Raw genomic sequence first — 24876 nt, 5'->3', positions numbered from 1 at the left:
CTGCCAGGTTGAGAGACCGCGACCCGGTCAGCAACGTAACGCTTGCGGGCCCAGACGTTACTGATCAGTCCGTCCCCGCGGACATCCAGGGGATTCCACTCACCAAAGGGAGAGCACGTGAGCACGGTGCTGTTCGCTCGGCGTTCTCGCCGACCGAAACCGACCTCACCGAGCGAGGAGATTGAGATCCAGGAACCGCCCGCGGTTCCGGAGAACACCGGTGGCGGGATCAGCTCCGTCATGATGTACGCCCCGATGGGGCTCGGCTCGCTGGCCATGGTCATGATGTTCGTGCGCCCGGGGTCGGGGGTGCTGTCCTACATCGGCGGCGGGATCATGATGTGCTCCGCCGTCGGCATGATCCTCGTGCAGCTGCTGCGGAGTTCGGTCAACCACAAGCAGAAGCTGCACGGGTTCCGCCGCGACTACATCCGGTACCTGGGGCAGTTGCGCCGCCAGGTGCGCAAGGCGCTCACCGGCCAGCAGAAGGCGGCCCGCTGGATCCACCCGGACCCGCGGTCGCTGTGGTCGCTGGCGCTGGGCTACCGGCTGTGGGAACGGCGTCCCGCCCACGACGACTTCGGCGAAGTCCGGATCGGGCTCGGCAAGCAGCGCTCCGCGACGAAGCTGGTCCCGCCGGACAGCAAGCCGATCGAAGACCTGGAGCCGCTGTCCGCGCACGCGCTGCGCCGGTTCCTGCGCGCCTACACGACGTTGTCGAACGCGCCGATCGCGGTGTACCTGCGCGGGTTCAGCCAAATCCGGTTCCGCGGCGACGAGGAGGCGGTGCGCGGCCTGTCCCGCGCCATGCTCGCCCAGCTCGTCACCGGGCACGCCCCCGGCGAAGTGCGGATCGCGCTGTGCGCGAGCGAGCAGCGCCGCGAGGACTGGGACTGGCTGAAGTGGTTGCCGCACAACCAGGGCGACTCCCGCGACGCCGCCGGTTCGCGCCGCCTCGTCGGCGAGACCATGACCGAGGTCGAGGACCTGCTCGGCGGCGGGGACTTCACCTCCCGGCCCCGCTTCGAGGCCGACACCCCGGTCACCCCGAACGAACCGCTCGTCGTCATCGTGCTCGACGGCGTGCAGCTGCCCACCGACCACCGCGCCGGTGAGGAGGGCTACCGCAACACCGTGGTCCTCGACGTCGGCGAATCCCTGCCGTGGCAGTCGAAAGCGGACGCGCTGTTCCTGGAGGTCGAACCGGAGCAGGTCAGCACGGTCACCTTCGACCGGCTCGGCAAACCCGCGGGCAGCCCGTTGTGCCGCCCCGACTCGCTGAGCACCATCGGCGTCGCCGCCCTCGCCCGCACCCTGGCCCGCTACCGGGTCGGCGAAGCGGTCGCCGAGAGCGACGAGCCGCTCGCGGGCGATTACGAGCTCGCCGGCCTCCTCGGCCTCGGCGACGTGCGCACCTTCTCCCCCGCCAAGTACCGGCGCGAGCGGATGACCGCGAAGCGCAGGCTGCGGGTGCCGATCGGCATCGCCTCCAACGGTTCCCCGCTGGAACTGGACATCAAGGAGTCCGCCGAGGACGGTTCCGGCCCGCACGGCCTGTGCATCGGCGCCACCGGTTCCGGCAAGAGCGAGCTGCTGCGGACCCTCGTCGCGGCGCTCGCCACCACGCACACCTCCGAAGAGCTCAACTTCGTGCTCGTCGACTTCAAGGGCGGTGCGGCGTTCCTCGGCTTCGACCAGCTGCCGCACACTTCCGCGGTCATCACCAACCTCGTCGACGAGCTCGAACTCGTCGACCGGATGCAGGACGCCCTGACCGGCGAGATGAACCGGCGCCAGGAGCACCTGCGCGCCTCCGGCAACTACGCGTCGCGGCGCGACTACGAAGCGGCGCGCCAGCAGGGCGTGCAGCTGGAACCGATGCCCGCGCTGTTCATCGTCGTCGACGAGTTCAGCGAGATGCTCTCCAGCAAGCCCGAGTTCGTCGACGTGTTCGCGATGATCGGCCGGTTGGGCCGGAGCCTCGGCGTGCACCTGCTGCTCGCCTCGCAGCGGCTCGACGAAGGCCGCATCCACAAGATCGAGACGCACCTGTCGTACAAGATCGGTCTGCGCACGTTCTCCGCGATGGAGTCCCGCTCCATCCTCGGCGTGCCCGACGCCTACGAGCTGCCCAGCGGCCCCGGCAACGGCTACCTGCGACCCGACACCACCACGCTGACCCGGTTCAAGGGCGCGTTCGTCTCCGGGACCTACCGGATGAAGCGCCAGCGCAGCACCCGCGCCGAAGCCGAGCAGCAGGTCGTGGCGTTCGGCACCGACTACATCGAACCCGCGAAGCTGCCCGAACCGGAACCCGAACCGGAACCGGACGCCGACGAGCCGACGCAGACCGTCCTCGACGTGCTCATCGAACGGCTCCGCGACATCGGCCCGCGGGCGCACCAGGTGTGGCTGCCGCCGCTGAAGAAGTCCCCCACCCTCGACCAGCTGCTGCCGCCGCTGGTGGACCACCCGGTGCTCGGGCCGCGTCCGGTGGGCGACCTGCAGACCGCGAACCTGCACGTGCCGGTCGGCCTCATCGACCTGCCCGCGCAGCAGCGCCGCGAACTGCTCACCGCCGACCTCAGCGGCAGCCGCGGCAACGCGGCCGTCGTCGGCGGCCCGCAGACCGGCAAGAGCACCATGCTGCGCACCATGATCAGCGCCCTGGCGCTGACGCACAGCGCGGCCGAAGTGCAGTTCTACTGCCTGGACTTCGGTGGCACCCTGGCCTCGCTGGGCAAGATGCCGCACGTCGGCAGCCTCGCGAACCGCCTCGACAAGGACCGCGTCACCCGCACCGTCCTGGAGGTCACCAACCTGCTCGCCAAGCGGGAGACCCTGTTCGCCGAGCACAACATCGACTCGATGGCCACCTACCGCAAGGCGCGGCGGGCCGGCCGGTTCACCGACCTGGACCCCTACGGCGACGTGTTCCTCGTCGTCGACGGGTGGTACACGATCCGGCAGGACTTCGAGGAGCTCGAAGACCGGTTCACCGAACTCGCCGCGCGCGGGCTCAGCTTCGGCATCCACCTGCTCATCGCCACCAACCGGTGGGCGGAGATGCGGCCGTGGCTGCGGGACGTGCTCGGCACCCGGTTCGAGCTGCGGCTCGGCGACCCGGTCGACTCCGAGGTCAACAGCAGGCTCGCGGCGACCGTGCCCAACATCCCCGGGCGCGGCATCACCACCGACCGGCTGCACTTCCTCGCGGCGCTGCCGCGCATCGACGGCGACCCCAGCAGCGATGACGTCGCCGACGCCACCACCGAGCTGTCCGAATCGCTGGCCCTGCCCGAAGCGCCCGTCGCGCCGCGGGTGCGGATGCTGCCGATGTCGCTCACGGTGGACGAGCTCCCGGCGCCGACCCGGCCCGGTGGGGACAAGGAACTGCGGATGCCGCTGGGCATCGAGGACACCGGCCTCAACGTGCAGTGGTACGACTTCGACACCACCCCGCACCTGCTCATCTACGGGGACGCGGAGTCCGGCAAGACCAGCGTGCTGCGGCACATCGCCCGGTCCATCGCCGCGACCTACGGCCCCAACGAAGCCCGGATCATGTTCGGCGACTTCCGCCGCGAACTGCACGACTCGGTCCCGGCCGAGCACCAGATCGAGTACGCCGTCGGGGCGGACGCGCTGGGCACCTCCATCGCGAACGCGGCGCGCGGCCTGGAGAAGCGGATCCCCGGACCGGAGATCCCGCCGAGCAGGCTGCCGAAGCGCGACTGGTGGAACGGCGGACGGCTGTTCATCATCATCGACGACTTCGAGCTCGCCGAAGGCGGCATGGGCGCGGGCATCCTGCAACCGCTGAACTCGCTGGTGCCGCACGGCGCCGACGTCGGCGTGCACCTGATCCTCGCGCGCAGCACCTCCGGCGGCAGCCGCTCGATGAGCAACCAGGTCATCCGGCGGATGTGGGAGCTCGGCACGCCGGCGATGCTGCTGTCCTGCCCGAAGGACGAACGGTTCCTCGGCAACCTCAAGCCGCGGACGCTGCCCCCGGGGCGGGCGCAGTACATCAACCGCCGCCGCACGGTCCGGTTGGTGCAGACACCCCTGGTCCCAGGAGCGCAGAAGGCCCGGGACTGAGGTTTTTCCGCCGCCTGCCCTGGTATTCGGGGCGGGTGGCGGAACCTCAGCTGTTCCCTCGCTGCGGGATCGATTTCACAGGTGGCTCCGCCACATGAGAAATCGCTGTCCTCGCGAGGAACCAGCTGAGAACCCGCGGCGGTGCAAGCTGCTCTGGTGGTCGTCGGCTCAGCGGCTCCGCCGCTGACCGGCTGAGGACGAGCCCGCCGTTTCGGACTTCGGTGGAGTGCCGGTGGTGTCGGTGGCCGCTCATCGGCGGCTGTGCCGACGGCAGTGCCGGCGGGCGGAGCGGATGTGGGGACGGCCCGCTCGATCGAGGTGTTCTCGGTCGGGCGGGCCGTTCTTCGTCGGCGGGTGGGGCTACTTGGCTTCGGCGGGTTCGGCGGGGGCCTCTTCCGCGGCGTCCTCGGGCTTGTCCTTGGTGACCACGCGCATCGTGCGCGGCGCCTGCCAGCCGCGGCGGTGGCCGGAGGTGGACAGCCGCACCGTGAGCACCGCCAGCGCCACCCCGACCGCGGCCAGCACGGTGAACAGCACCGCCAGCATCGGGCCGATCTCGTCCGGCGGCACCCGGTAGGCCGCGGCGGGCGACGGCGGCACCACGATCGCGCCGTCCGTGCCCTCGCCGCTCACCACCGAGGTCACCGCGGCCGTCACGTTCACCGTCCCCCAGCCCAGCGCCGGGTCCGGCATCTCGGTCGGCGGGTGGCTCGCGGTGATCTCCATCCGCTGCTTGATCTGGGCGGCGGTCAGGTGCGGGTGGTAGGCGCGGATCAGCGCCGCCGTCCCGGCCACGAACGGCGCCGCGTAGCTGGTGCCGCTGCCCTGCCAGTGCCCCGGCCCGTGCGGGCCGATGCTGATCACGTCGACGCCGGGGGCGACGACGGACAGGAACGGGCCGGTCTGCGAGAAGTTCGCGTGCGCCCCGGAGACGTCGACCGCGCCCACCGCGATCACGCCCGGGTACGAGGCCGGGTAGGTGACCGGGTCGCCCTCCTGCGCCCCGTTCGCCGCGGACGCCACCACCACCACGTCCCGATCGGCCGCGTAGCGGACCGCGTCCGCCAGCGCCTGGTTCGGGAAGTTCGTGCTCGCCGACACGTTGATCACGTCGGCGCCCAGGTCCACCGAACTCCGGATGCCCTGCGCCAGCGCCTCCGGCGCGAAGGTGTCGCCGGTCTCCTCCTCCAGGCCGGTCGCGACCCGCACCGGCAGGATCGTGGCGTCCGGGGCGATCCCGGCGAATCCCGTGCCAGGGGTCGGATCCGCGGCGATGATGCCCGCCACGAACGTGCCGTGCCCGAAGCAGTCGTCGTCCGCGCTCCCGGACTCGCCGGGGATCACGTTCCGCCCCGGCAGCACCGAACCCGGCGCGGCCAGCTGCGGTGTGTCGGCGTCCACCCCGGTGTCCACCACCGCGACCGTCACCCCGGCACCGCGGGTCAGGTCCCAGACCTGGTCCGGCGCGAGGATCTGCTGCGCCCACGGCTCCGCCGGGTAGGGCGTGGTGGGCGGCTGGATGCACGGCTGCTCGCCGGTCGGCATCGACGGGATCGACGACTGCGCCGCGGCGGGCGCGGCCGAAGCGGCGACGATGCCGGTCGCCAGCAGCAGGGCCGCCGCCGAGCGCACCGAGCTCCGCGTCACGGGTGTCCCACCTGTCCTCCTGTGGTGATGAGCGTGTCCCGCCGCTCCTCCTGCGGAGCGCCCGCGGTCGCCAGGTCCGTCTCGACCATCGTTCCGGTCAGCCGCGACATGGCGTCCGAGTCTTCGAGCATCCGCAACGTGCCGCGCTGGCGGCGGGCCAGGGCGCGGTCCAGCTTGCTCAGCGCCGCGAGGTCGCGCTCGTCCAGCTCGGTGCTGGTGGCCCGCTCGTCCGGGGCCATCTCTCGGAACAGCACCGCCATCTTCGGCGGTGCGATGGCGTCCTCGTCCCGTTCCTCGGCCTCGTCCTCGTTCTCCTGCGCGTCGAGGTCGCGCACCGCGAGCGTCTTGAACCGGGTGCCCGCCAGGAACACCACCTCGTCCATCGGCCGGTTCAGCGCGAGCTCCGAGGTGCGGCGAGCCCGGTGCGGCCAGATCAGCACGTCGACCATCGCGCCCGGCACCGTCACGTCCAGGTTCATGCTGGCGCTGAGGAAACCGGGCTCCACGAACAGCGTGCCGGGCGTGGAGTTCTCCTCCGCCGTGCCCTTGAGCACGCTCTGCCGCAGCACCGGCCGCCGGTGCGTCGGCAACCGCCGGATGCCCGAGACCAGGCACGGCAGGTGCCCGTCCAGCTCCGGCTGCACACCGCCGCGGAGGGCCTCGTTGACCTGCTCCGCACCGCCCTCGCCGCGGCCCAGGTACAGGCACACCGCGACGAAGTCGGCCTTCGCGCCGGCCGAATCGTCCTGGCGCAACGAGGGCCAGGAGGCCATCGCCGCGTTCACCGTCGCCAGCGCGTCGGAGAAGGACGGCCCGGCGGCCGTGGTGAACCGGCTCTGCTCGCCGCCGCTGCTCGACTTGTCGCGCAGGTCGCGCGGGGTGAGCGGCGCGGCCGACTCGCCGGGCTCGGCCTGCTCGGCCTCGTCCTCCGCCGCCTCGTCCTCGGCGAGCTCGGCATCCTCGGGCTCGGCGTCCTCGACGACCGGTTCGGGTTCGAGCTGCGCGTCCGGCGCGGACTCCACCTGCGGCGGGCCCGATTCGACCGACGGGCGGCCGGACTCGACCACCGGGCGCGAGAAGTCCACTTCGGACTCGGGTTGCGGTTCCAGTGCCGGTTCCCGCTCCGCCACCGGCGGCGCCTCCGGGGCGCCAAGTGGGGCCGCGGGCGGGGCGGCGGGCGGTTGTTCGGCGGGCACCGGGGGTTCCGGCTGCTCGTCGGGCACCCGGTCGGCGGGCGGTTCCGACGCGGCCGGCTCCGAGATCGGCACGTCCTGCAGCGGTTCGTCCACAGTGGACCGGTGCGGCATCCCGGACATGGTCGGCACCGGGGCGGCGGAGACGGTGGCGATCGGGGCGGCGACCGGCGCGGCGGGCTTCCAGTCGAGCTGCTCGTCGGCCTCGTCCCCCTCGGCGATCCCGCCGGCCTCGGCGGCCGGTTCGCCCGCGTCCGGCCGCCCGGCGCCCGGCTCCCCGCCGGGAGCCGCGGAACCGGGCTGTGCGGCGGAATCCGGCGCGGCGGCCGGGTTCGGTGCGACGGCACCCGGCGGCCCCGCGACGCCCGGCGGCACCGCGACACCCGGCGGCACCGCGGGAGCTGCGGCACCCGGCGGAACGGCGACACCCGGAGGTACGGCGGCACCCGGCGGCACGGCGGCATCCGGCGGAACGGCGGCACCCGCGGCTCCGGCCGGGAGTTCGGCGGCCTCCTGCTCGGCATCCCGCTCGACGGGGCGCCCGTTGCTGCTCACCGGAACGCCGAACGGTTCCGCGAGCGCGTGCAGCTCGGCGTTCGGGCCTTGGTCCAGCGGACCCCACACCCGGATGAGCGCGGTGCGGCGGCGCTTCTCGTCGAGCGACGCCAGCAGGTGGCGCAGCCCGCCGAGCACGTCCTCGGACAGCGCGCCGTCCGCCGGGACCAGGTGCAGCACCCAGCGCGCGGGGTCGAACGCACCCGCGGCGGCCAGCGAGACCACCAGCGGCGCGCCCTGCTCATCGCGCAGCGCGAGCCCGGACGGCACGACCTCGGCGAACACCGTCGGACCCTGCGCCGGGCGGTAGGTGCGCTGGCCGCAGCGCTGCCAGCCCGCGGGCGGCTCGGCGATGTCCACGACCTGCTGGTCCCCGGCGCCTGCGGGCTGGCGCAGCGCGCTGACGAACGGGCGGAAGACCTCGTCGCCCGCCTCGTCCAGCACGGCGGCCACCGGCTGGCGGCGCGGCCCGTCGGCGAACTCCGCGCCGGTGCTGAACACCACCGGGCGGGACAACCGGGCGGAGAGCTCCACCAGCCACTCGTGCCGGGCGGCCGCGGCGGCCACCGGGATCAGGACGACGGAGGCGCGGACGAACTCGGGCAGCGCCTGCAGCAGCTGCGCGACCTCGGCGGGCGCGGGCAGCGGCCGACCGGCGAGCAGCACCTTCGGCACCTTGCCGCTGACCGGAACCCGCGCCGCGGCCCGCCGCACCTCCGCCCAAGAACTGCGCGGATCGCGCACCAGCAGCCCGGCCGGAACCGGGTCCACCAGCAGCTGCGGGTTCGCGACGGGCTGGATCGGGACCCAGCGCTCCCACGCCGGGATCGGGTACCGGGTGCTGAACAGCCACGGCCTGCTGCCGGGCCGGAACAGGTACCAGCCGGTGCCGCCGCTGACGCGGCCCGCGTGCACGGTGGTGCCGGACTCGCCGGAGACGGCGCCGTCCGGTGCGACCACGTCGAGTTCCAGGTCGACGGCCAGCTTCGTCAGGTCGTCCGCACGACCGGCGAGCCCGCTGACGCCGAGCCACAGCACGTGCGGCACGGCCGCGGCGGCGCGCAGCAGCGGCCGCAGCAGTCCCGGCAGCGCCGGGAGCAGCTCGGGATCGGCGCAGGCACCGCGCGACGCGGACAGGAACAGCTCGTTCGCCGCGGACGGCAGGTGGGCCAAGAAGGCGCGCTCAGCCGGATCTTCGCCCTCGCAGCGGACGAGGACGTGCGCCCCGCACCATTCGGCGACCAGCGGGCCGAGCGACGGTCTTGCCGAACCTTGCTGCATCTCCACTCCCGTCGAGCACATCGGTACGCGACTCGATGCGACACCTCAGCGATCGAGTATCGCGGCGACCACCGGACCACCTTGTCAGGGGTATCCGGAGCTGTGGGTTCCAGGGGGATTCCCTCACCTGCGCTCCCACGAGGCGGGAAACGCCACCCACACATGCGTTTCCGCTGATGGGACCGCCCGCGACGGCGGACCCGCACCACCCGGGACCAGCCACGGCGGTCCCGCGCGGGCACCGATCGGAGGGTCGCGGCGGACCGGATCGGAACGAAACGGGCAATATCGGTGGATCACCCGAAGTCACCGGTGAGCATCGCGGCGGCCAGTTCCACCCGCGACCGGTAGCCGATGCGGGCGAACATCCGGGTGAGCCTGCCCTCGACGCTCTTCTCCGTCGTGGCGAACACCGTCGCCAGCTGCCGGTTGCTGAGGCCCTCGGCGACCAGCACCGCGAGCAGCCGCTCGTTCTCCGAGGTCGTCGCGGCGCGGTCCGGCACCGGCACGCCGTTCTGCCGCATCACGTGTCGCAGCCGCGCGCGCAGCAGCAGCGCGTCCAGCCCGCCCGCCAGCCGGTACGCCTCGGGCAGCAGCTCGGCGGGGCGGTGGCCGCCCGCGGCGAGCTTGCTGAAGGTCACCGCCATCTCGTACGGCTCGCCCCGCTCCCGCGCCAGGTCGACGGCGGCCGCGGCGGCGGACTCGTCGGATTCCAGCCGGGCCCTGGTCAGCAGGAGCGCCAGCTCGGCGCGGCCGGTGCCGAGCCGCGCCGCGACCTCCGCCAGCCGGTGCAGCGCGCCCGCGGCCTCGTCGAAGCTGCCGGAGGTGTGCGCCCGGTGCGCGAGCTCGGCCAGCACCACGTCGGTGCCGAAGGTGAACCCGGCCTCGTCGGCCCGGACGATCGCCGTCCGCAGGTGCTCGTGCGACTGGTGCAGTTCACCGAGCACGTGGCTCGCCAGCGATTCGGTGAAGTCGAAGAGGTAGCCGAACGGACCGTCCTTGCCGATCTCCACCAGCCGCCGCGCCCGGCTGAGCATCCCGGAGTCGATGTGCACCTGGGCCGCCAGCGCGTGCATGGTCGCCCACGCGAACGGCCGCACCCCGTGCACCGGCGAGGACATGCAGCGGCGGGCGATGTCCATGGCGCTGGTCCACTCGCCGCGGGCGTGGTGCAGCAGGAACCGGTCGGGCAGCACGAGCCGGTCTTCGGTGAGACCGCCGCGCTCCATCACCTGCCGCGCTTCGCGCGCCTCGCCGAGCGCCAGCAGCAGGTCCACGTGGTGCCGGATCGCCTCCACCCACTGCGAGTGCGGTTCCGCGCCGCGCGGGACCTCGGCGAGCGCGGTGCCGAAGCGGCGCAGTTCGGCGACGTCGCCCTGCATCACGGCGGATCCGGTGCGGTAGATGTCGACCTGCTGCACCAGCACCGGTTCGGCCGCGGCCAGTTCGGTCGAGTGCTCGTCGAGCAGCCGCTCCCCGCCCAGCCAGTCGCCGAGCCAGCCGGTGGCGAACGCGCGCGCCACGATCCGCTGCGCGGCACCACCCGGGACCGCCTGCTCGCCCTGCGCGATGCGCCGGAGCTCGTCGTGCTCGCCGATCGCGGCCAGCACCATGAGGTAGGCGAGCACGGTGCCCGGCAGGATCTGCGGGGACAGCTCGCCCGCGTGGTGGCGCACCAGCAGCCGGGAGCTGCGCAGCACCTCGGGCAGGTCGTTGCGCACCAGGCAGGCGATCACGTGCCTGCGCAGCGCCTCGATCCGCAGCACCGGGTCGTCGACCCGCTCCACGACGGCCCGCAGCCAGCGGGAGGCGTCGACGTTCGGGTCCAGCAGCCGGTTCCCCGCGTGCGCCATCAGCTCTTCGCCCGCGCGGCGCCCGTCCACCAGGGTTCCGGCGTCGGCCATCCGGTCCGGCAGGTAGGCCGGGTCGGCGACCTGCGCGGCACCGGCCCAGATCGCGGTGACGGCGGCGGCGGCGAGCTTGCGGTGCTCGTAGGGGCCGAGGGCGCGTTGCAGCGCGGTGGCGAGCAGCGGGACGCGGAACCGCCAGCCCGCGCCGTCCGGGGCGAGCAGGCGTTGCTGCACCAGTGCTTCCAGCGCCTCGCGCACCTCCCGCTCGGCGAGGCCGAGCGCCGCGGCCAGCACGTCGACCGCGTGCGGGCCGAGCGGGGCGAGCAGGCTCATCGCCTTCGCGATCGACCAGGCGGCGTCCCCGGCCTCGCGGACCTGGGCGAGCAGCGCGCCGTCCACCGGCAGCTCGGGTCCGAGCTTGCGCAACAGGTAGGCGTGCTGGTCGACGACGACGAGCGCGTCGGCCCGGCGGTAGGCGTCGATCGCGGCGAGCAACATCGCGGGCCTGCCACGTGCGATGTCGTACAACTCATCGATCAGGTGAACATTGGGTTTCGCGCCGATGGAACGGGCGATGAATTGTCCGCTCTCAGTTCTGGAGAACGGGCGAATCGGCAGTGCTCGCAGTAGTCCTTGCGCCGACAATCGATTCCACAGCGGTTCCAGCGGCGCGGCGTCCGGATCGGCGCGCGCGGCCAGCAGCACCGAGAACCGGGCGCCCGCCATCCTCCTGGCCAGCGGTTCCAGCACCGCCGCCGTGCCGTGGTCGAGCCACTGCGCTTCGTCCACCAGCACCACGACCGGCAGCAGGTGCCGCACCACGTTGCGGATGGACAGCGCGACCTGCTCGACGGCGACGCGCAGCGAGTCCGAGCCGGCCCCGCGGCTGAGCTTGGCGACCAATCCCAGCAGCGCAGCGCGTTCCTGGTCCGGCGGAGCGGATCGGTCCACTTCGGACAGCAGGCGGTAGAGCGCGCCGTACGGGGTGCGCTTGTCCTGCTTCGACGCGGTCAGCCGCAGCACCCGGCAGCCGTCGGCTTCGAGGCGCCTGCCCGCGGCGGCCAGCACCGCGCTGCCGCCCGCGCCCGGCTCGCCCACGAGCAGCGCGAGGGGAGGGCTGCCGGGACCGCCGACGGTGGCGGCCTGGTCCAGCAGTCCTTCGCGGAACATCGGTTCCGCGCCCGGCTCGCCGATCGACGATGATGCGGCTGAGGTGTGTACCGCCACGGTGACTCCCTCCGCACGGCTCGATCGCTGCCCTGAGCCACTGGTAACGGTGTGCTATACATTCACCATAATGGGCGACACCTTTACTAGCGCGATAGCGAGAGTTAAGGAATATTGGTCACTAAGCGTGTTCGATGGCGAGCGCTTGATCCTCTGCTAGTGCAAAAGTATCAAAACCCCTCGACGATGTAGCACCACCACACCAGGTGAAGCGGAGAGGACCCCATGGCGCGGGAACGCTCGACGTTGTCCGGCAGACGAGACCAGTGGACCGAGGTCGATGAGGCCTGCCGCACCGCCGGCGGGACGTTGGTGCTGGTGCACGGCGGTCCCGGCGAGGGCAAGACCACCCTGCTGGAGTCGCTGGCCGAGAGCTGGCGCGGCGACGACGCCACCGTGTGCTACATCACCGTCGACCCGGCCACCGGCACCCCGCAGGTGATCGACTCGCTGCTGGACGCCGCCCGCCAGCAGCTGGAGTCCAGCTGGCACGCCGTGCTGCTCGACGCGCTCGCCACCGCCACCCGCATCCGCGCCGACCTGGAGCAGGCCCCGCAGTCCTCCGCGCTGCCGCTGGTGCACGAGCTCGCGCGCGTCTTCGGCGTCGCCGCCGAGCAGGGCCGGACGATCATCGTGGTCGACGACGCGGACCGCGGCGACGACACCACCGGCTCGATCATCTCGCTGCTGGCGCAGCGGCTGCGGGCCGTCGGGTGCGCGGTGGTCGTCTCCTCCGGCTCCGGACCTCGCGCCGTCGCAGGGGAATCCCGGCTCACCTCGTTCGCCGACAAGATCATCGACCTGCAACCGCTGGACGAGCAGGAGTTCGACGCGCTGCTCAAGCGCTGGTGCGCCGCCCACGGCCGGACCCGGCTCGACCCCACCGTCCCGGAGGCGCTGCGCGCCGCGCTCGGGCCGCTGCGCGGGAACCCCGCCACCATCTTGTCCACATTGGACGATCTGCTGGCCTGGAACCGGCTGGTGCTCATCGACCAGCACTTCTGCCTGTCCCCGCTGGACGAGCCGATCTCGCTGCCCGAATCGCACCACCTGGTCCGCGCCGTCGTCGCCGACGGGGACGACACCGAACGGCTCGCCGTGCTCCTCGCGCTGCAGGACGAGGTGTCGGTGGACGAGCTGCCGATGCTCACCGCCGCCGCCGCGATCAGCCTGGACGGCGCGGGCCGCGGACTGGATTCCCTGGTGGAGGAAGGCATCCTGGAGATCGGCGAGCACGGCAGGCTGCGGTTCGCGGTGCCCGCGCTGACCGCCGCGCTGCGCCGCCGCTCCGGGGCCGAACGCGCCCGCGCGCTGCACACCGCGCTGGCCCGGCAGATGCTCGCCAAGCTGGAGCGCAACGGGCAGGTCGACCGCACCCGGCTGGCCACCCACCTGGTGCACATCGGCGAGAGCCTCGACGGGGAGGCCGCCGCCACCCGGGTGCTCATCGAAGAGGCCGACCGGATGTCCGGCGCCGACCCCGAAGTCGCCGCCGCCTGGTACAAGGCCGCGCTGCGCCAGCTCTCCGACGACGACGACCGGTGGCCGCCGCTGCTGGAGGAACTGCTGCGGCTGCGCGCCAGCCTCGGCCAGTACGACGAGCTCACCAAGGACCTCGGGCTGCTGGTGCCCGCGCTGATCGCCGGGTCCAACCAGGACGACCAGGCCAAGCCGCTGCGCCGCACCCTGCTGGTGGCGGTCGGGTTGTGCTGGCTCACCACGCTGCTGCAGGACGAGCAGTCCGCGCAGGTGCAGGAACCGGCCCGGCTGCTCAAGGCCCTCACCGGCGGCGCCGTCTTCGACGCCGAGCTGCAGGAGTTCGCCGCCGCCGTCCGCTGCGGCCGGTTCGACGAGGCCGCCGGCCGGTTCAACGCGCTGTTCGCCGGCGACGGCGACCGCGAAGCCGAACCGAAGGACCTGCCGGAACTGCCCGAGGTGCTGATGCTGCTGCACGCGGCCAGCGGCGACGCGGACACCTTCCAGCGCGCCTGGGCGCTGTGGCGGGACCGCACGCAGCACCCCGTCGACCACGCGCACGACCTGCTGCGCGAGGCCGGGGCGATGACCGACCACGCCACCGCCCTGGAGATCGTGCTCGGCGACGGCTACCGGCTGCCCTCGCGCGGCAGCGTCCTGTACTACCAGGAGATCCTGCGCGCGTTCCGCACCGGCGAATGGGACGTGGCGCTGTCCGCGGCGCGCCGGATGGAGGCCGAGCTGTCCCCGCAGCGGCGCACCCCGGCCCGGTTCCTCGCCCGCGCCCTCGCCGCCGAGATCTGCGCGTCCCGCGGCGAGCACCGGCGCGCCGAGGAATGGCTGCAGGACACGCCCCGGCACCTGGCGGGCGGGCACGTGCTGTCCTGGGCCCGGCTCGGCGTCGCCTACCGGGCGGGCGACCGGGACGAGGCGCTGCGGGTCGCGCGCGCCGACTACGAGCAGCTCCGGGACGGCGGCGGCTCCCCCGCCGGGCTGGAGCACCTGCTGCACCGCCTGGTCGCGCTGCACCACCGGGAAGGCCACGTGCAGGCCGCGACCGAGCTGTTCGACGAACTGGTCGCGCTGGACGCGCGGCTGCGCTCCGGCACCAGTTCCGCCGCGGTGCTGATGGCCCGCGCCCAGCTGCACGGCACCACCGAACCCGCCACCCGCGCCCTGGAGATCGCCCACCGCCGCGGAGACGTCCCGCAACTGGCGGTGCTGCACATGCTGCTCGCCGAGCTCGGGGACGAACCGAAGGGCTCGCTGTACGAGGCGCACTCGATCGCCCGCAGGCTCGGCTGGACCGAACTGCGCCACGCCGCGCAGGACCTGATGCGCCGCCGCGGCATCGCTCCGCCGCGCACCCGCAGCAAGCAGCAGCTCATCTCCAGCACCGAGAGCCGCATCGTGCGGCTGGTCAGCGACGGCTACACCAACCGGCAGATCGCGATGGCCATCCAGGTCAGCGAGAAGACGGTGGAGAGCAGGCTGACCCGGCTGTTCGCCCGCACCGGCTGCCGGTCCCGGGTCGAGCTGGCCACGGCCTCGCTGGAGGGCAGGCTCGCGGAGAAGACCGCGGTCGGCTGATCAGCGCGGGCGCCCGATCACCGGGCGAGCTGCTCCCGGATCAGGCGCAGCACCCCGTCGGACTCGGCGTTGAGGTAGAAGTGCCCGCCGGGGAACGGGTGGAAGCGGAACCCGCCGGAGGTGTGCGCGACCCAGTCGCGGGCCTCGTCCTCGGAGACCTTCGGGTCGTCGACGCCGAGCAGCACGTGCAGCGGGCAGTGCAGCGGCGGTCCCGGCCGGTACGCGTAGGTCTCGGCGATCCGGTAGTCGGCGCGCAGCGCGGGCAGCGCGAGCCGCATCAGTTCCTGGCTCTCCAGCGCCGCCGACTCGGTGCCGTCCAGTTCCCGCAGCGCCTGCAGGAACTCGTCGTCCGGCAGCGCGTGCACGCCTTCGTCGCGGGTGCGGGCCGGCGCGGTGCGGCCGGAGGCGAACAGCGCGCGCGGCTGCACGCCCGACGCCTCCAGCAGCCGGGCGACCTCGAAGGCCACGCTGGCGCCCATGCTGTGCCCGAACAGCGCGAGCGGCTCCGCGCGCCACGGTTCGAGCTGCGCGAACACCTGCTCGGCCAGTTCCTGCACGCTCTCCGCGCACGGCTCGGTGCGGCGGTCCTGCCTGCCCGGGTACTGCACGGCGAGCACCTCGATCGCCGGTGCCAGCCGCTTCGCCACCGAGAAGTAGTAGGAGGCGGCGCCGCCCGCGTGCGGGAAGCACACCAGCCGCGCGGTCGCCTCCGGGGCGGGCTGGAACCGCCGGATCCACTTGGCGGTGTCCGTCTTGCTCCCGGTCATCGAATCCTCCGCGCGTTCACAGGGTGCGGCGGCGACGCTACCAACCGGGCGGTCGCGGTCGGCGATCACGCGGTGCTCATGGGCTCGCGGGCGGCGGTCGGCAGCTCCGCCGCGTCGCCGGTCGGCCAGGCCAGCGGGTCGGGGCCGAGCCCGGCGAGCTCGGTGATCTGCAGCGCCGCCCACGGCGAGATGTCCGCGCTGCCGTCCCGCACGCCGTCGACGAGCCCGGTCCACGGCACCCAGCGGGTGTCGTCCACCTCGGCGGGGTTCGGCGCGGGCACGGGCTCGGCGATCGCCCGGAACACCGGGCACATCTCGTTCTCCACCACGCCGTTGCCCATCACCGCGCGGTAGCGGAAGCGGGGCAGCACCAGCTCGATGTGGTCCAGGTGCAGCCCGAGCTCCTCGCCGAGCCTGCGCAGCACCGCGTCGTGCGGGGTCTCGCCGGGCGCGGGGTGCCCGCAGCAGGTGTTGGTCCACACGCCGGGCCAGGTGCGCTTGCCCAGCGCGCGGCGGGTGAGCATCAGCTCGCCGCGCTCGTTGAACAGGTAGCAGGAGAAGGCCAGGTGCAGCGGGGTGTCCTCGTGGTGCACCGTCGCCTTGTCCGCGGTGCCCGCGGCCCGACCTCCCTCGTCGAGCAGAACCACTCGCTCCATGTCCCTCGTCCTCCCATTCGCGGTCCTGCCCGTTCCCGGGCGCGACAATCGATCATGCACGGTTCCGGGGCACGCCTCCACCCCGTGCGGCGGATGGACCACGCACAGTCACTCCTCCGGGTGGTTCGGCGACCGCCGGGTGCCCGCACAGCGTGCCTCGGCGGGCGGTGCGGCGCCTCGACCGAACGGCCGCACCTGCCGGCCGGTCACGGCTCGGGCAGGCAGCGGGCCGCGGCGGCCGCCTTCAGCAGCATCTCGGCGTGCTCGGCTTCGGGGTCCGAGTCGAGCACCACCGCCCCGCCCGCGCCGATCCGCCAGCTCCCGCCGTGGCGCACCGCGGTCCGGATGACCACCGAGAGGTCGGCGTCCCCGGTCAGGCTCAGGTAGCCCAGGGCGCCGGAGTAGACCCCGCGCGCCCGGTCCTCCAGCTCGTCGATGAGCTCCATGGTGCGGCGCTTGGGCGCGCCGGTCATCGAACCCGCGGGGAAGCAGGCGCGCACGCAGTCCACCGCGCTGCGCCCGTCCCGCAGCTCGCCGCGCACCGTGGAGACCAGCTGGTGGACCGTGCGGTAGCTCTCCACGTCCATCAGCACCGGCACGTGCACCGACCCCGGCGCGCACACCCGTCCGAGATCGTTGCGCAGCAGATCGACGATCATGAGGTTCTCGGCGCGGGACTTCGGGTCGGCCGCGAGCCCGGCGCGCAGCTCGGCGTCCCGCTCCGGGGTGTCGCCGCGCGGTGCGGTGCCCTTGATCGGCTTGGCCTCGGCGGTGCCGCCGGAGATCTTCAGGAACCGCTCCGGCGAGGAACCGGCGATCTCCACGTCGCCGCAGCGCAGGAAAGCCCCGTACGGCGCGGGGTTCAGGGCGCGCAGCCGCCGGTAAGCGTCGAACGCGTCGCCGTCGGCGGGCAGCGCGGCGCCGGTGGTCAGGCAGATCTCGTAGCTCTCCCCCGCCAGCAGCTGCTCCCGGCACTCGGCCACGGCCCGCAGGTAGTCGTCCCGGGACCGCTCCAGCAGCGGCTGCGCGTCGGTGATGCCGCGGTGCCCGGCGAGCGGGTCGGGCGGGGCGGGCAGCTCGGCCAGCGCGGTCGCGGTGTCCGCGAGCCACCGCTCGGCGTCCCGTCCGGTGCCTGCGCCGGTGCTGAGCGCGACGAGGTGGGCGCGGCCGAGCTCGTGGTCCACGGCGAGGAACCGGTCCGCGAACAACCAGCAGGCGTCCGGCGTGTCCGCGCGGTGCCGGGCGTCGCCGCCGCACTCGGCCTTCAGCTCGTACCCGAAGTAGCCGACGTAGCCGCCGACGAAGTCGAACGGCAGCTCCGGCGCCCGCACCCGGCGCCGCGCCAGCTCCGCGTCCAGCCGGTCGAAGATCGACGGCTCGTCGCCGGTGCGGTGCCGGACGGTCTCGGCCAGCGGGCCCGACCCGTCGCCGAGGAACGAGAACCGGGACGTGCCCGGCAGCACCTGCGCGCTGTCCAGCCAGAACGCGTCCGGGGACGTGGCGAACAACCGGGCGAACGCGGCCTCCGCGTCGACCGCGGGGAGTTCGCGGACGTGCGCCCGGTAGTCGACCTCCGGCGCGGCGCGGCGGACCGTCGCGCGGGCGGGCGCGGGCGGGCAGCTCGCGGGTCGCGCCAGGTCGCGGAAGTTGGCCAGCAGCCGGGCGCCGAGCTCGGTGGCCACCGACTCGGGGTGGAACTGCACGCCCCAGCGCGGCAGCGTGCGGTGCCGCAGCGCCATCAGCACCCCGTCCTCGGCCCAGGCCAGCGGTTCGAGCTGCGGCGGCAGCGGCTCGGCCACGCACAGCGAGTGGTAGCGCACGGCCGCGAACTCGGCGGGCATCCCCGCGAACAGCGGATCACCGCGGTGCTCGACGCGGCTGCGGAACCCGTGCCGGGCCTGCGGGGCGCGCACCACGTCGGCGCCTTCGGACACCGCGATGCCCTGGTGCCCGAGGCACACGCCCAGGATCGGCAGCTCCGCCTTGCACAGCACGTCCCGGCACAGCCCGAAGTCCCGCGGCCGCCGCGGATCGCCCGCGCCCGGCGACAGCACGATCGCGTCGAACTCCTCCAACCGGAGGTCGCCCACCTCGGCGGCGTCGTGCGCCACCACCTCCGGTTCCCGCCCGTTGACCTCGGTGAGCAGGTGGAACAGGTTGTAGGTGTACGAGTCGTGGTTGTCGATCAGCAGCGTCCGCACCCGGACATACTCCCCCGCGCGCGTCCACCGCCGGAGGGCCGTCGACATCATCCGGTGGCCGATCGCACAGCGCGACGGGCAGACTCGTTCGAGTGAGCGACATCAGAACCGCGCTGTTCGACGAGGACTACTGGGACCGGGCCGACGAGGTGGAGCGCGCCCTGCGCGAGCAGGCGCCCGTGCACCGCGCGATCCCCGGGGACGGGCTGCCGATCTGGGTGATCGGGCGGTTCGCCGACGCCCGCGCCGCGCTCAACGATCCACGGCTGGCCAAGGATTCGGACCGGCTCAACGACGTCATCCGGAGCAAGCGGGATCCGGCGCTCGGCGATCAGCTGTCCGGGCTGTTCTCCAAGCACATGCTCAACTCCGACCCGCCCGACCACACCCGGCTGCGCAAGCTGCTGGCGCGGGACTTCACCGTCCGCCGCATCGCGGCGCTGCGGCCGCGGGTGGTGGAGCTGGTCACCGGGCTGCTCGACGCGCTGCCGCGGGACGAGCCGGTCGACCTGATCGAGCACTTCGCGTTCCCGCTGCCGATCACGGTGATCTGCGAGCTGATGGGCATCCCGGAAGGCGACCGCTCCCGGTTCCGCGACTGGACCGCCGCGCTGCTGACCCCGGCGGAACGGGGGCAGAGCCTCGGCGCGTCCCGCGAGATGGCCGCGTTCTTCCACGAGCTGTTCGCGGCGAAGCGCGCCGAACCCGGGGCGGACCTGCTCTCCGCGCTGATCACCGCCTCCGCCGAGGAGGACCGGCTCACCGAGGAGGAACTGCTCGCCACCGCGTTCCTGCTGATCGTGGCCGGGCACGAGACGACGGTGAACCTGGTCGGCAACGGGGTGCGCTGGCTGCTGGCGGACCCCGCGAAGTGGGCGGAGCTGCGCGAGCGGCCCGAGCTGCTGCCCGGCGCGGTGGAGGAGGTGCTGCGCTACGACGGGCCGCTGCGGATGTCCACGCACCGGTTCACCACCGAGGACGTGCCGATCGGCGGCGTGACCATCCCGGCGGGCGAGCTCGTCATGATCAACCTGTCGTCGGCGAACCGGGACGGCGCGCAGTTCGAGCGGGCCGACGAGCTCGACCTGGAGCGCTCCCGGACCGGGCACCTCGCGTTCGGCCACGGGTTGCACCACTGCCTCGGCGCGCCGCTCGCGCGGCTGGAGGGCGAGGTGGCCTTCCAGGAGATCACCCGCCGCTTCCCGGACGCCCGGCTCGCCGTCGGCGGGAGCGAACTGCGCCGCAGCCGCGGGCTGATCATGAACGGCTTCCGGGCGCTGCCGGTGGTGCTCGGCTGAACCGCGGCCGGGAGCCCGGAGTCGCGGGCTCCCGGCCGTGATCCGTTCCCAGGACGGCCGATCAGGTGATGAATGCACATCACCTGATCCGACGAGCACGTCGCTGCTAACATCGATCGCGCCGAAATGACCGGGGAATTCGGATCGGCGGACCAGGAGAACTCGAATTCCGGAACCGCACGTCCGATGGTTCGACACGAAGGGGGAATCGCGTGCCGACGTCCGCGGAAGGCGATTTCGGCAGCACGAGTTCCGCGGCCCCGCGCGTGCGCTGATCCGCGCACTGATTCCCGCCGGAGTCGGCACACCGGCGGCCGACATCCCTGATCACCTGCGGTGTTCCGCACACCGGCGCGGCGGTGCGGCACACCCGCGCTCGCCGGTGCCGATTCCCGGCGAGCGCCGCACCACCACCGGAAGAGGAATTCCATGTGCCGCACCACCGCCATCGCACTGGCCGCGCTCGCATTCTCCGCGCTGCCCCTTGGAAACGCCGTCGCCGATTCCAAGGACGACTCCGGATACGCGGTGGAGCTCACCGTCGTCGGGAATTCCGCCGGGTACGACGTGTTCGCCGACGGAAAGATCTACTCCGGGTACATCACCCTGACCGGGCCGGGCTGGCAGCACCGCGGATCCACTCGGCTGAATCCGCACACCGAAGTGCACGACCGGACCGGCGCCGGGCAGGTGTGCGCGGAGCTCACCGCGGTGTTCTCGGACGGCTTCGAACAGCCCGTCGCCGAGGACTGCGAGCAGGTGGACTGACGGCGCGACCACCCGGGCCTTCCGGACCGCGCCACGGGTGAGCCCGCCCGCACGCACCAGGTGAATGGCCCACTCGACCAACAGCACTGGTCCGATGGGCCATTCACCTGATCGCCCGGCCTGGGCAACCCCGCGGCGCGTTCCGGCGTTGTCCGCGCATGAGGACTACTGGGGAATCCGCCGCGCGGCGCGCGGCGTGGATCGGCGCGGCCGCGGTCGCGCTGCTGGTGGGGACGGCGCCGCAGGCGTTCGCGGCGACCTGGGTGGACGAGCCGCTGCCGCCGCGGGACACCTTCGCGGAGCTCACCGCCGCCGCGGACGGCGACGGCACCACCTGGGCGTTCGGCGGCTCGAACGGGGCGATCCCGGCGCAGAACAGCCTCGCCTACCTGCGCGATCAGCAGGGCTGGCGGGAGGTTCCGGTGCCGCAGGTCGGCCGGATCGAGGACGCCGCGGTCGTCGCCGCCGACGACGTGTGGGCGGTCGGCGTGCACCCGAAGTACGGCTTCGGGGCCTCGGTGCACTGGGACGGCCGCACCTGGACCGAGGTGACCTACGCCCCCGTCGCCGACCGCATCGGCACGCGCAGCGTCGCCGCGTTCGGGCCGCGGGACGTGTGGATCGCCGGGCACGCCTTCGACGACTCCGCCGGGACCGGGCGCGGCGTGGTGCAGCGCTGGGACGGCGCGGCCTGGCAGGACGTGCCGGTGCCGCAGCGGGACGGCACCTGGGCGTTCAGCGACATCGGCGGCACCGCACCCGACGACCTGTGGGCCGTCGGCAACGGCAGCGGCTTCCGGGGGCAGGGCCTCGCGATGCACTGGGACGGCACCGCGTGGACGGAGGTCCCGGTGCCGGAGGTGCCGCTCGGCGAGTACGAGTCGGTGGCGCTCACCCAGGTGCAGGCGCTCGCCGCCGACGACGTGTGGGCGACCGGCGACATCAACGACGCCTCCGGCGGTGCGCTGGTCTCCGAATCGCTGCTGCTGCACTGGGACGGCACCGCGTGGAGCAGGGTCGAGTCGCCGCAGGACACCGGCGGCCGCGGCGACCTGGTCCGCACCGGCGGTGAGCTGTGGTCGCTGGGCGAGCGCCTGCTGCACTGGGACGGCGCGCGGTGGACCGAAGAACTGGGGCCGCCGACCGGAGTGCCCGCGGCCGGCGCCGAACTGGCCGACGGGCGGCTGCTGACCGCGGGCGGTTTCGGGCGCTACCCCGGGATGCACAAGCCGTTCATCTCGATCCGGCAGGGCTGATCGCGGGCGCGGCCGCGGGAGGAGCAAGGCCTTTCGTCCCGGCGACGGGGGCCGTTGTCCTCTCACCCGCGCGCCCGCGTCCGGGCACGCTCGAGCACACGCCCGCATCGAGCCGGGAGGAGGAGCCGATGCACCGACACGAGCAACGCAGGCTCACCGAGATCGAGAACCGGCTCACCGCCGACGACCCCGAGCTCGCCGCCACCTTCTCCCAAGCCGACCTGCACCCGGCAGGCCCGGGCAGAGCGCGGCTGGTGCTGGGCGCGGGGACCGGGCTGCTCGCCGCGACCTGCCTGCTGATCAACGATGCCGCCGGTTTCGCCCTGTGCACCACGCTGTCCGCGCTCCTGCTCACCACCCGCAGCTGGCACGTCTGGTCCGATTGAGCGGGTGATCGCGTTCGCCTGAACCGCACCGGGCGGCGACGTACGATCACCTCCCGTGCACCCCTACCCCGCGCAGCCGCCGATCCTGGTCACCATCGGCGACATCGCCTGCACCCAGCACGAAGTGATCACCCCGGCCGGGCGCTTCCCGATCGGGGGCACCACGTGGTCGTTCACCGACCTGAGCCGCACGACGCGGGGCATCCCGACCTGGGCGATCGTCTGCGCGATCGTGTTCGCGTTCTTCTGCCTGCTCGGCCTGCTGTTCCTGCTCGCGAAGGAGGACCGCACCGACGGCTGGGTGCAGGTGGTCGTGCACGGGCCCGGGCTGGCGCACCAGGTGCACGTCCCGGTGAACTCGCCGTTCGCCGTGGCCGACCTCGGCAACCGCGTCACCTACGCCCGGAACCTCTCCTTCCAGGCTTGATCGGCGCGAGGGGGCGCTCCGAGCTCGTCGGAGCGCCCGCCGCGCGTCAGACCCGGTCGAGGTCGGACTTCTTCACGTAGACCCAGCGGTGGTTGTACGAGACCGGGACGTAGGTCTCGGAACCGTTGATCACGGTGTGGTTCGTCGGATCGTCGAGCTCGTCGTAGGTGACGTGGTAGTCGATCGCCTTGGTCTCCTCCCCCGTCACGTACACCTGACCGGCCGGGATCTCGTACGGCAGCGGTTCGAGCTCCTGCGCCTCGATGCCCTCCGGGTAGTCGCCCGGCGCGGGCAGCGCCCGCCCGTAGGTGGGGATGCCGTCGCGGGCGGGGGTGGCGAGCTCGGCGTCGTCGGCCGGCGCGGTGTTGGTGCCGTCCGGGTCCTTCAGCCAGGCCTTCTCGCCGTCGAACCAGATGGCGAGCCAGTCGCCGCGGCGTTCGGCGACGGCGTACTGCCTGCCGACGGTGGCCTTGGCGCTCCAGTCCTCGATGCGGGTGGTGCCCGCTTCGCCATCCGGGTGCAGCGCCGGGTTGCTCAGCAGCGGCGCATCGGCGCGCGGTTCGGTGCGCAGGTACAGGAAGTTCGCGGGCTGCTCGGGCAGCACCTCGCACTCCTCGTCCGGCGGGCAGCTGACGACCTCGGGGCGGTTGGTGTCGAACCGCGGGAAGATGGTGACGACGTCGTCACCGCCCTCGTCGTCGTCCAGCGGCGCGTCCATCAGGTTCATGTAGTGCGCCCAGTCCCAGAACGGGCCCGGGTCGTAGTGCTCCTGCCCGGCCTTGGCGGGCTTCTCCGCGGTGACCTCGTCGTGGCCGAGGACGTGCGCGCGGTCCAGCGGGATGTCGTACTCGTCCGCGAGGTACCGGACGAGCTTCGCCGAGGCGCGGTACATCGGTTCCGTGTACCAGGTGCCGCCCTCCGCGGCCCAGCCCTCGTGCTCGATGCCGATGGAGCGGATGTTGCGGTCCCAGCTGCCCGCGTGCCACGGCATGTCCTTCGTGGGCACCATCTGCGTGATCTGCCCGTCGGAGGAGCGGATCACGTAGTGCGAGGCGGCGCCGTGCGTCGGGTTCTGGAACGCGGCGATCGTCGACTGGTACGACACCTCGGTGTCGTGCAGGACGATCGAGTCGATCTTCACGTCCTCCGGGCGGTTCGCGGTGTCGTAGTTGCCGTACCCGCCTGCGGGGTTCTCCGGGTCGGTGGGCTGGTAGGCCGCGGGCAGGTAGCGGCAGTCCAGCTCCTCCGGGCATTCCGCCTTCGGCTGGTCCTCGTCCGCCGCGGGGGCGGCCTTGAGCCGGGCCGCGGAGAGGTCGCGGTCCGGTTCCGGCTCGGCGACCTTCGCGAACGCGAGGCGCTGGCCGCTGGACGTGGTGCGGGCGCGGCCCTGGCCGAGCACGTCGTAGACGTCGTCGGCGAAGGACTGCGCGCCGTCGGCCTGCGGATCACCGCTGAACTCGGCCACCGCCGGGTACCAGTCGTCGATCTCCGCGGGCGCGTCGCCGTCGAGCTCCTCGGCGCGGTGCGCGAGCAGCGCGGCACCGGCCCGGATGTTCTGCACGACGTCCGACTTCACCTGCTCCGGATCGGTGTCCGTGAGCTCGGCGGCTTCGGTGAGGGCGTGCAGGGACGGCTCGTCGGCGTAGCGGACGAGCTTGGGGTGCTGCTCGCGGAGCTGCTCCGCGTCGATCTCGACGAGGTGCATCGGGCCGTACCCGCCGGCCTTGCTCTGCTCGCCGTGGTGGTCCTCCCACCTGGTGAGCTGGAAGGACACCGCCATCAGCAGCTGTTCCGGCACGCCGAACTCGGCGGCGGCGGACTCGTAGGCGCGCTGCTGGACGGTGTCGGGGCGTTCCGGGGTCGCTGCGAAGGCGGGGGTCGCCGCGAAGGCGGGGGCCGCTGCGCTCGCCAGCAGGCCCGTCACCCCCGTCAGCACCGCGAACGCGCGGGGCAGGCGACCAGCCCGCGCCGCACCTCCCTTGAAGGACGTTCTCATGTGGACCTACCCGTGTCTCTGGCGATCGCGCGCGGCGATCCGGCGGCTCGCGCGTGGGGAGCTGCGCGGCGGCGCAGCGGACGTCGATGCCCGGTGCCGCGCGGCGGAATGTCGCTTCCTCGCACGAGTGGGTGAATCTTAACGACCACCGCGGCGGGCGGAGCTGAGCCGAAAGGGCGAGCGGGGATACCCGCACGAACG

General features: G+C 73.1%; 14 protein-coding genes. 7 read left to right on the top strand and 7 right to left on the bottom strand.

The genetic code is table 11. The features are described from left to right. The first annotated feature begins 117 nt into the window (after positions 1–117). Entirely contained in the window at positions 118–4101 is a 3984-nt protein-coding gene (gene eccCa / locus AC29IT_RS13235; RefSeq protein WP_358435540.1) for a type VII secretion protein EccCa, read from the top strand. A gap of 360 nt (positions 4102–4461) precedes the next feature. Here the strand turns inward: eccCa and mycP are convergent, their stop codons facing one another. The 3 genes from mycP to AC29IT_RS13220 form a co-directional block, all read right to left on the bottom strand. Next, positions 4462–5748 carry a type VII secretion-associated serine protease mycosin gene (gene mycP / locus AC29IT_RS13230; RefSeq protein ID WP_358435537.1) on the bottom strand — a complete coding sequence of 429 codons (1287 nt, stop codon included), beginning with the start codon at positions 5746–5748 and terminating at the stop codon, positions 4462–4464. Then, positions 5745–8777 carry a hypothetical protein gene (locus AC29IT_RS13225; protein ID WP_488218862.1) on the bottom strand — a complete coding sequence of 1011 codons (3033 nt, stop codon included), beginning with the start codon at positions 8775–8777 and terminating at the stop codon, positions 5745–5747. Before AC29IT_RS13225 ends, mycP begins: the two co-directional genes overlap by 4 nt. Positions 8778–9073: 296 nt before the next feature. Continuing rightward, positions 9074–11854 carry an AAA family ATPase gene (locus AC29IT_RS13220; protein WP_488218861.1) on the bottom strand — a complete coding sequence of 927 codons (2781 nt, stop codon included), beginning with the start codon at positions 11852–11854 and terminating at the stop codon, positions 9074–9076. A gap of 225 nt (positions 11855–12079) precedes the next feature. Here AC29IT_RS13220 and AC29IT_RS13215 point away from each other — a divergent pair, with 225 nt between their 5' ends. Beyond that, positions 12080–14920, top strand: a complete 2841-nt coding sequence (locus tag AC29IT_RS13215) for a helix-turn-helix transcriptional regulator (protein WP_488218860.1) — start codon at positions 12080–12082, stop codon at positions 14918–14920. 17 nt (positions 14921–14937) lie between these two features. Here AC29IT_RS13215 and AC29IT_RS13210 read toward each other — a convergent pair whose 3' ends face one another. The 3 genes from AC29IT_RS13210 to pabB form a co-directional block, all read right to left on the bottom strand. Beyond that, on the bottom strand, positions 14938–15687 hold the full coding sequence (locus AC29IT_RS13210; protein WP_488218859.1) for a thioesterase II family protein: 750 nt from the start codon (positions 15685–15687) through the stop codon (positions 14938–14940). 65 nt (positions 15688–15752) lie between these two features. After that, complete coding sequence (gene idi / locus AC29IT_RS13205) at positions 15753–16343, bottom strand: isopentenyl-diphosphate Delta-isomerase (RefSeq protein WP_358435522.1); 591 nt, start codon at positions 16341–16343, stop codon at positions 15753–15755. A gap of 206 nt (positions 16344–16549) precedes the next feature. Then, on the bottom strand, positions 16550–18544 hold the full coding sequence (gene pabB / locus AC29IT_RS13200) for an aminodeoxychorismate synthase component I (protein ID WP_488218858.1): 1995 nt from the start codon (positions 18542–18544) through the stop codon (positions 16550–16552). A 92-nt stretch (positions 18545–18636) separates the two neighbouring features. Here pabB and AC29IT_RS13195 point away from each other — a divergent pair, with 92 nt between their 5' ends. From AC29IT_RS13195 to AC29IT_RS13175, 5 genes are all read left to right on the top strand, one after another. Next, entirely contained in the window at positions 18637–19842 is a 1206-nt protein-coding gene (locus AC29IT_RS13195) for a cytochrome P450 family protein (protein ID WP_488218857.1), read from the top strand. Positions 19843–20271: 429 nt separating this feature from the next. Further along, the gene (locus AC29IT_RS13190) at positions 20272–20610 is read left to right on the top strand and encodes a hypothetical protein (protein ID WP_488218856.1); all 339 of its coding nucleotides are present in this window, start codon (positions 20272–20274) and stop codon (positions 20608–20610) included. Between the two features lie 158 nt (positions 20611–20768). Next, positions 20769–21866, top strand: a complete 1098-nt coding sequence (locus AC29IT_RS13185) for a hypothetical protein (RefSeq protein WP_488218855.1) — start codon at positions 20769–20771, stop codon at positions 21864–21866. Between the two features lie 128 nt (positions 21867–21994). Next, a complete protein-coding gene (locus AC29IT_RS13180; protein WP_358435508.1) occupies positions 21995–22252 on the top strand; it encodes a DUF3040 domain-containing protein in 258 nt (85 codons plus the stop codon). Positions 22253–22307: 55 nt separating this feature from the next. Continuing rightward, entirely contained in the window at positions 22308–22679 is a 372-nt protein-coding gene (locus AC29IT_RS13175) for a hypothetical protein (protein WP_488218854.1), read from the top strand. A 46-nt stretch (positions 22680–22725) separates the two neighbouring features. Here the strand turns inward: AC29IT_RS13175 and AC29IT_RS13170 are convergent, their stop codons facing one another. Next, complete coding sequence (locus tag AC29IT_RS13170) at positions 22726–24675, bottom strand: N-acetylmuramoyl-L-alanine amidase (RefSeq protein ID WP_488218853.1); 1950 nt, start codon at positions 24673–24675, stop codon at positions 22726–22728. Positions 24676–24876: the final 201 nt, after the last annotated feature.

This window comes from Saccharopolyspora sp. MMCC62, from assembly GCF_057736575.1.
Note: the sequence above shows the minus strand (reverse complement) of the source record. Positions and strands in the feature narration are given on the sequence as shown.

Excerpts from the sequence above, each read along its gene's own strand:
- AC29IT_RS13225 (WP_488218862.1), bottom strand. The coding sequence starts at position 8,777 with ATGCAGCAAGGTTCGGCAAGACCGTCGCTCGGCCCGCTGGTCGCCGAA.
- AC29IT_RS13215 (WP_488218860.1), top strand. The coding sequence starts at position 12,080 with ATGGCGCGGGAACGCTCGACGTTGTCCGGCAGACGAGACCAGTGGACC.
- AC29IT_RS13210 (WP_488218859.1), bottom strand. The coding sequence starts at position 15,687 with ATGACCGGGAGCAAGACGGACACCGCCAAGTGGATCCGGCGGTTCCAG.
- idi (WP_358435522.1), bottom strand. The coding sequence starts at position 16,343 with ATGGAGCGAGTGGTTCTGCTCGACGAGGGAGGTCGGGCCGCGGGCACC.
- AC29IT_RS13190 (WP_488218856.1), top strand. The coding sequence starts at position 20,272 with ATGTGCCGCACCACCGCCATCGCACTGGCCGCGCTCGCATTCTCCGCG.
- AC29IT_RS13185 (WP_488218855.1), top strand. The coding sequence starts at position 20,769 with ATGAGGACTACTGGGGAATCCGCCGCGCGGCGCGCGGCGTGGATCGGC.
- AC29IT_RS13180 (WP_358435508.1), top strand. The coding sequence starts at position 21,995 with ATGCACCGACACGAGCAACGCAGGCTCACCGAGATCGAGAACCGGCTC.
- AC29IT_RS13170 (WP_488218853.1), bottom strand. The coding sequence starts at position 24,675 with ATGAGAACGTCCTTCAAGGGAGGTGCGGCGCGGGCTGGTCGCCTGCCC.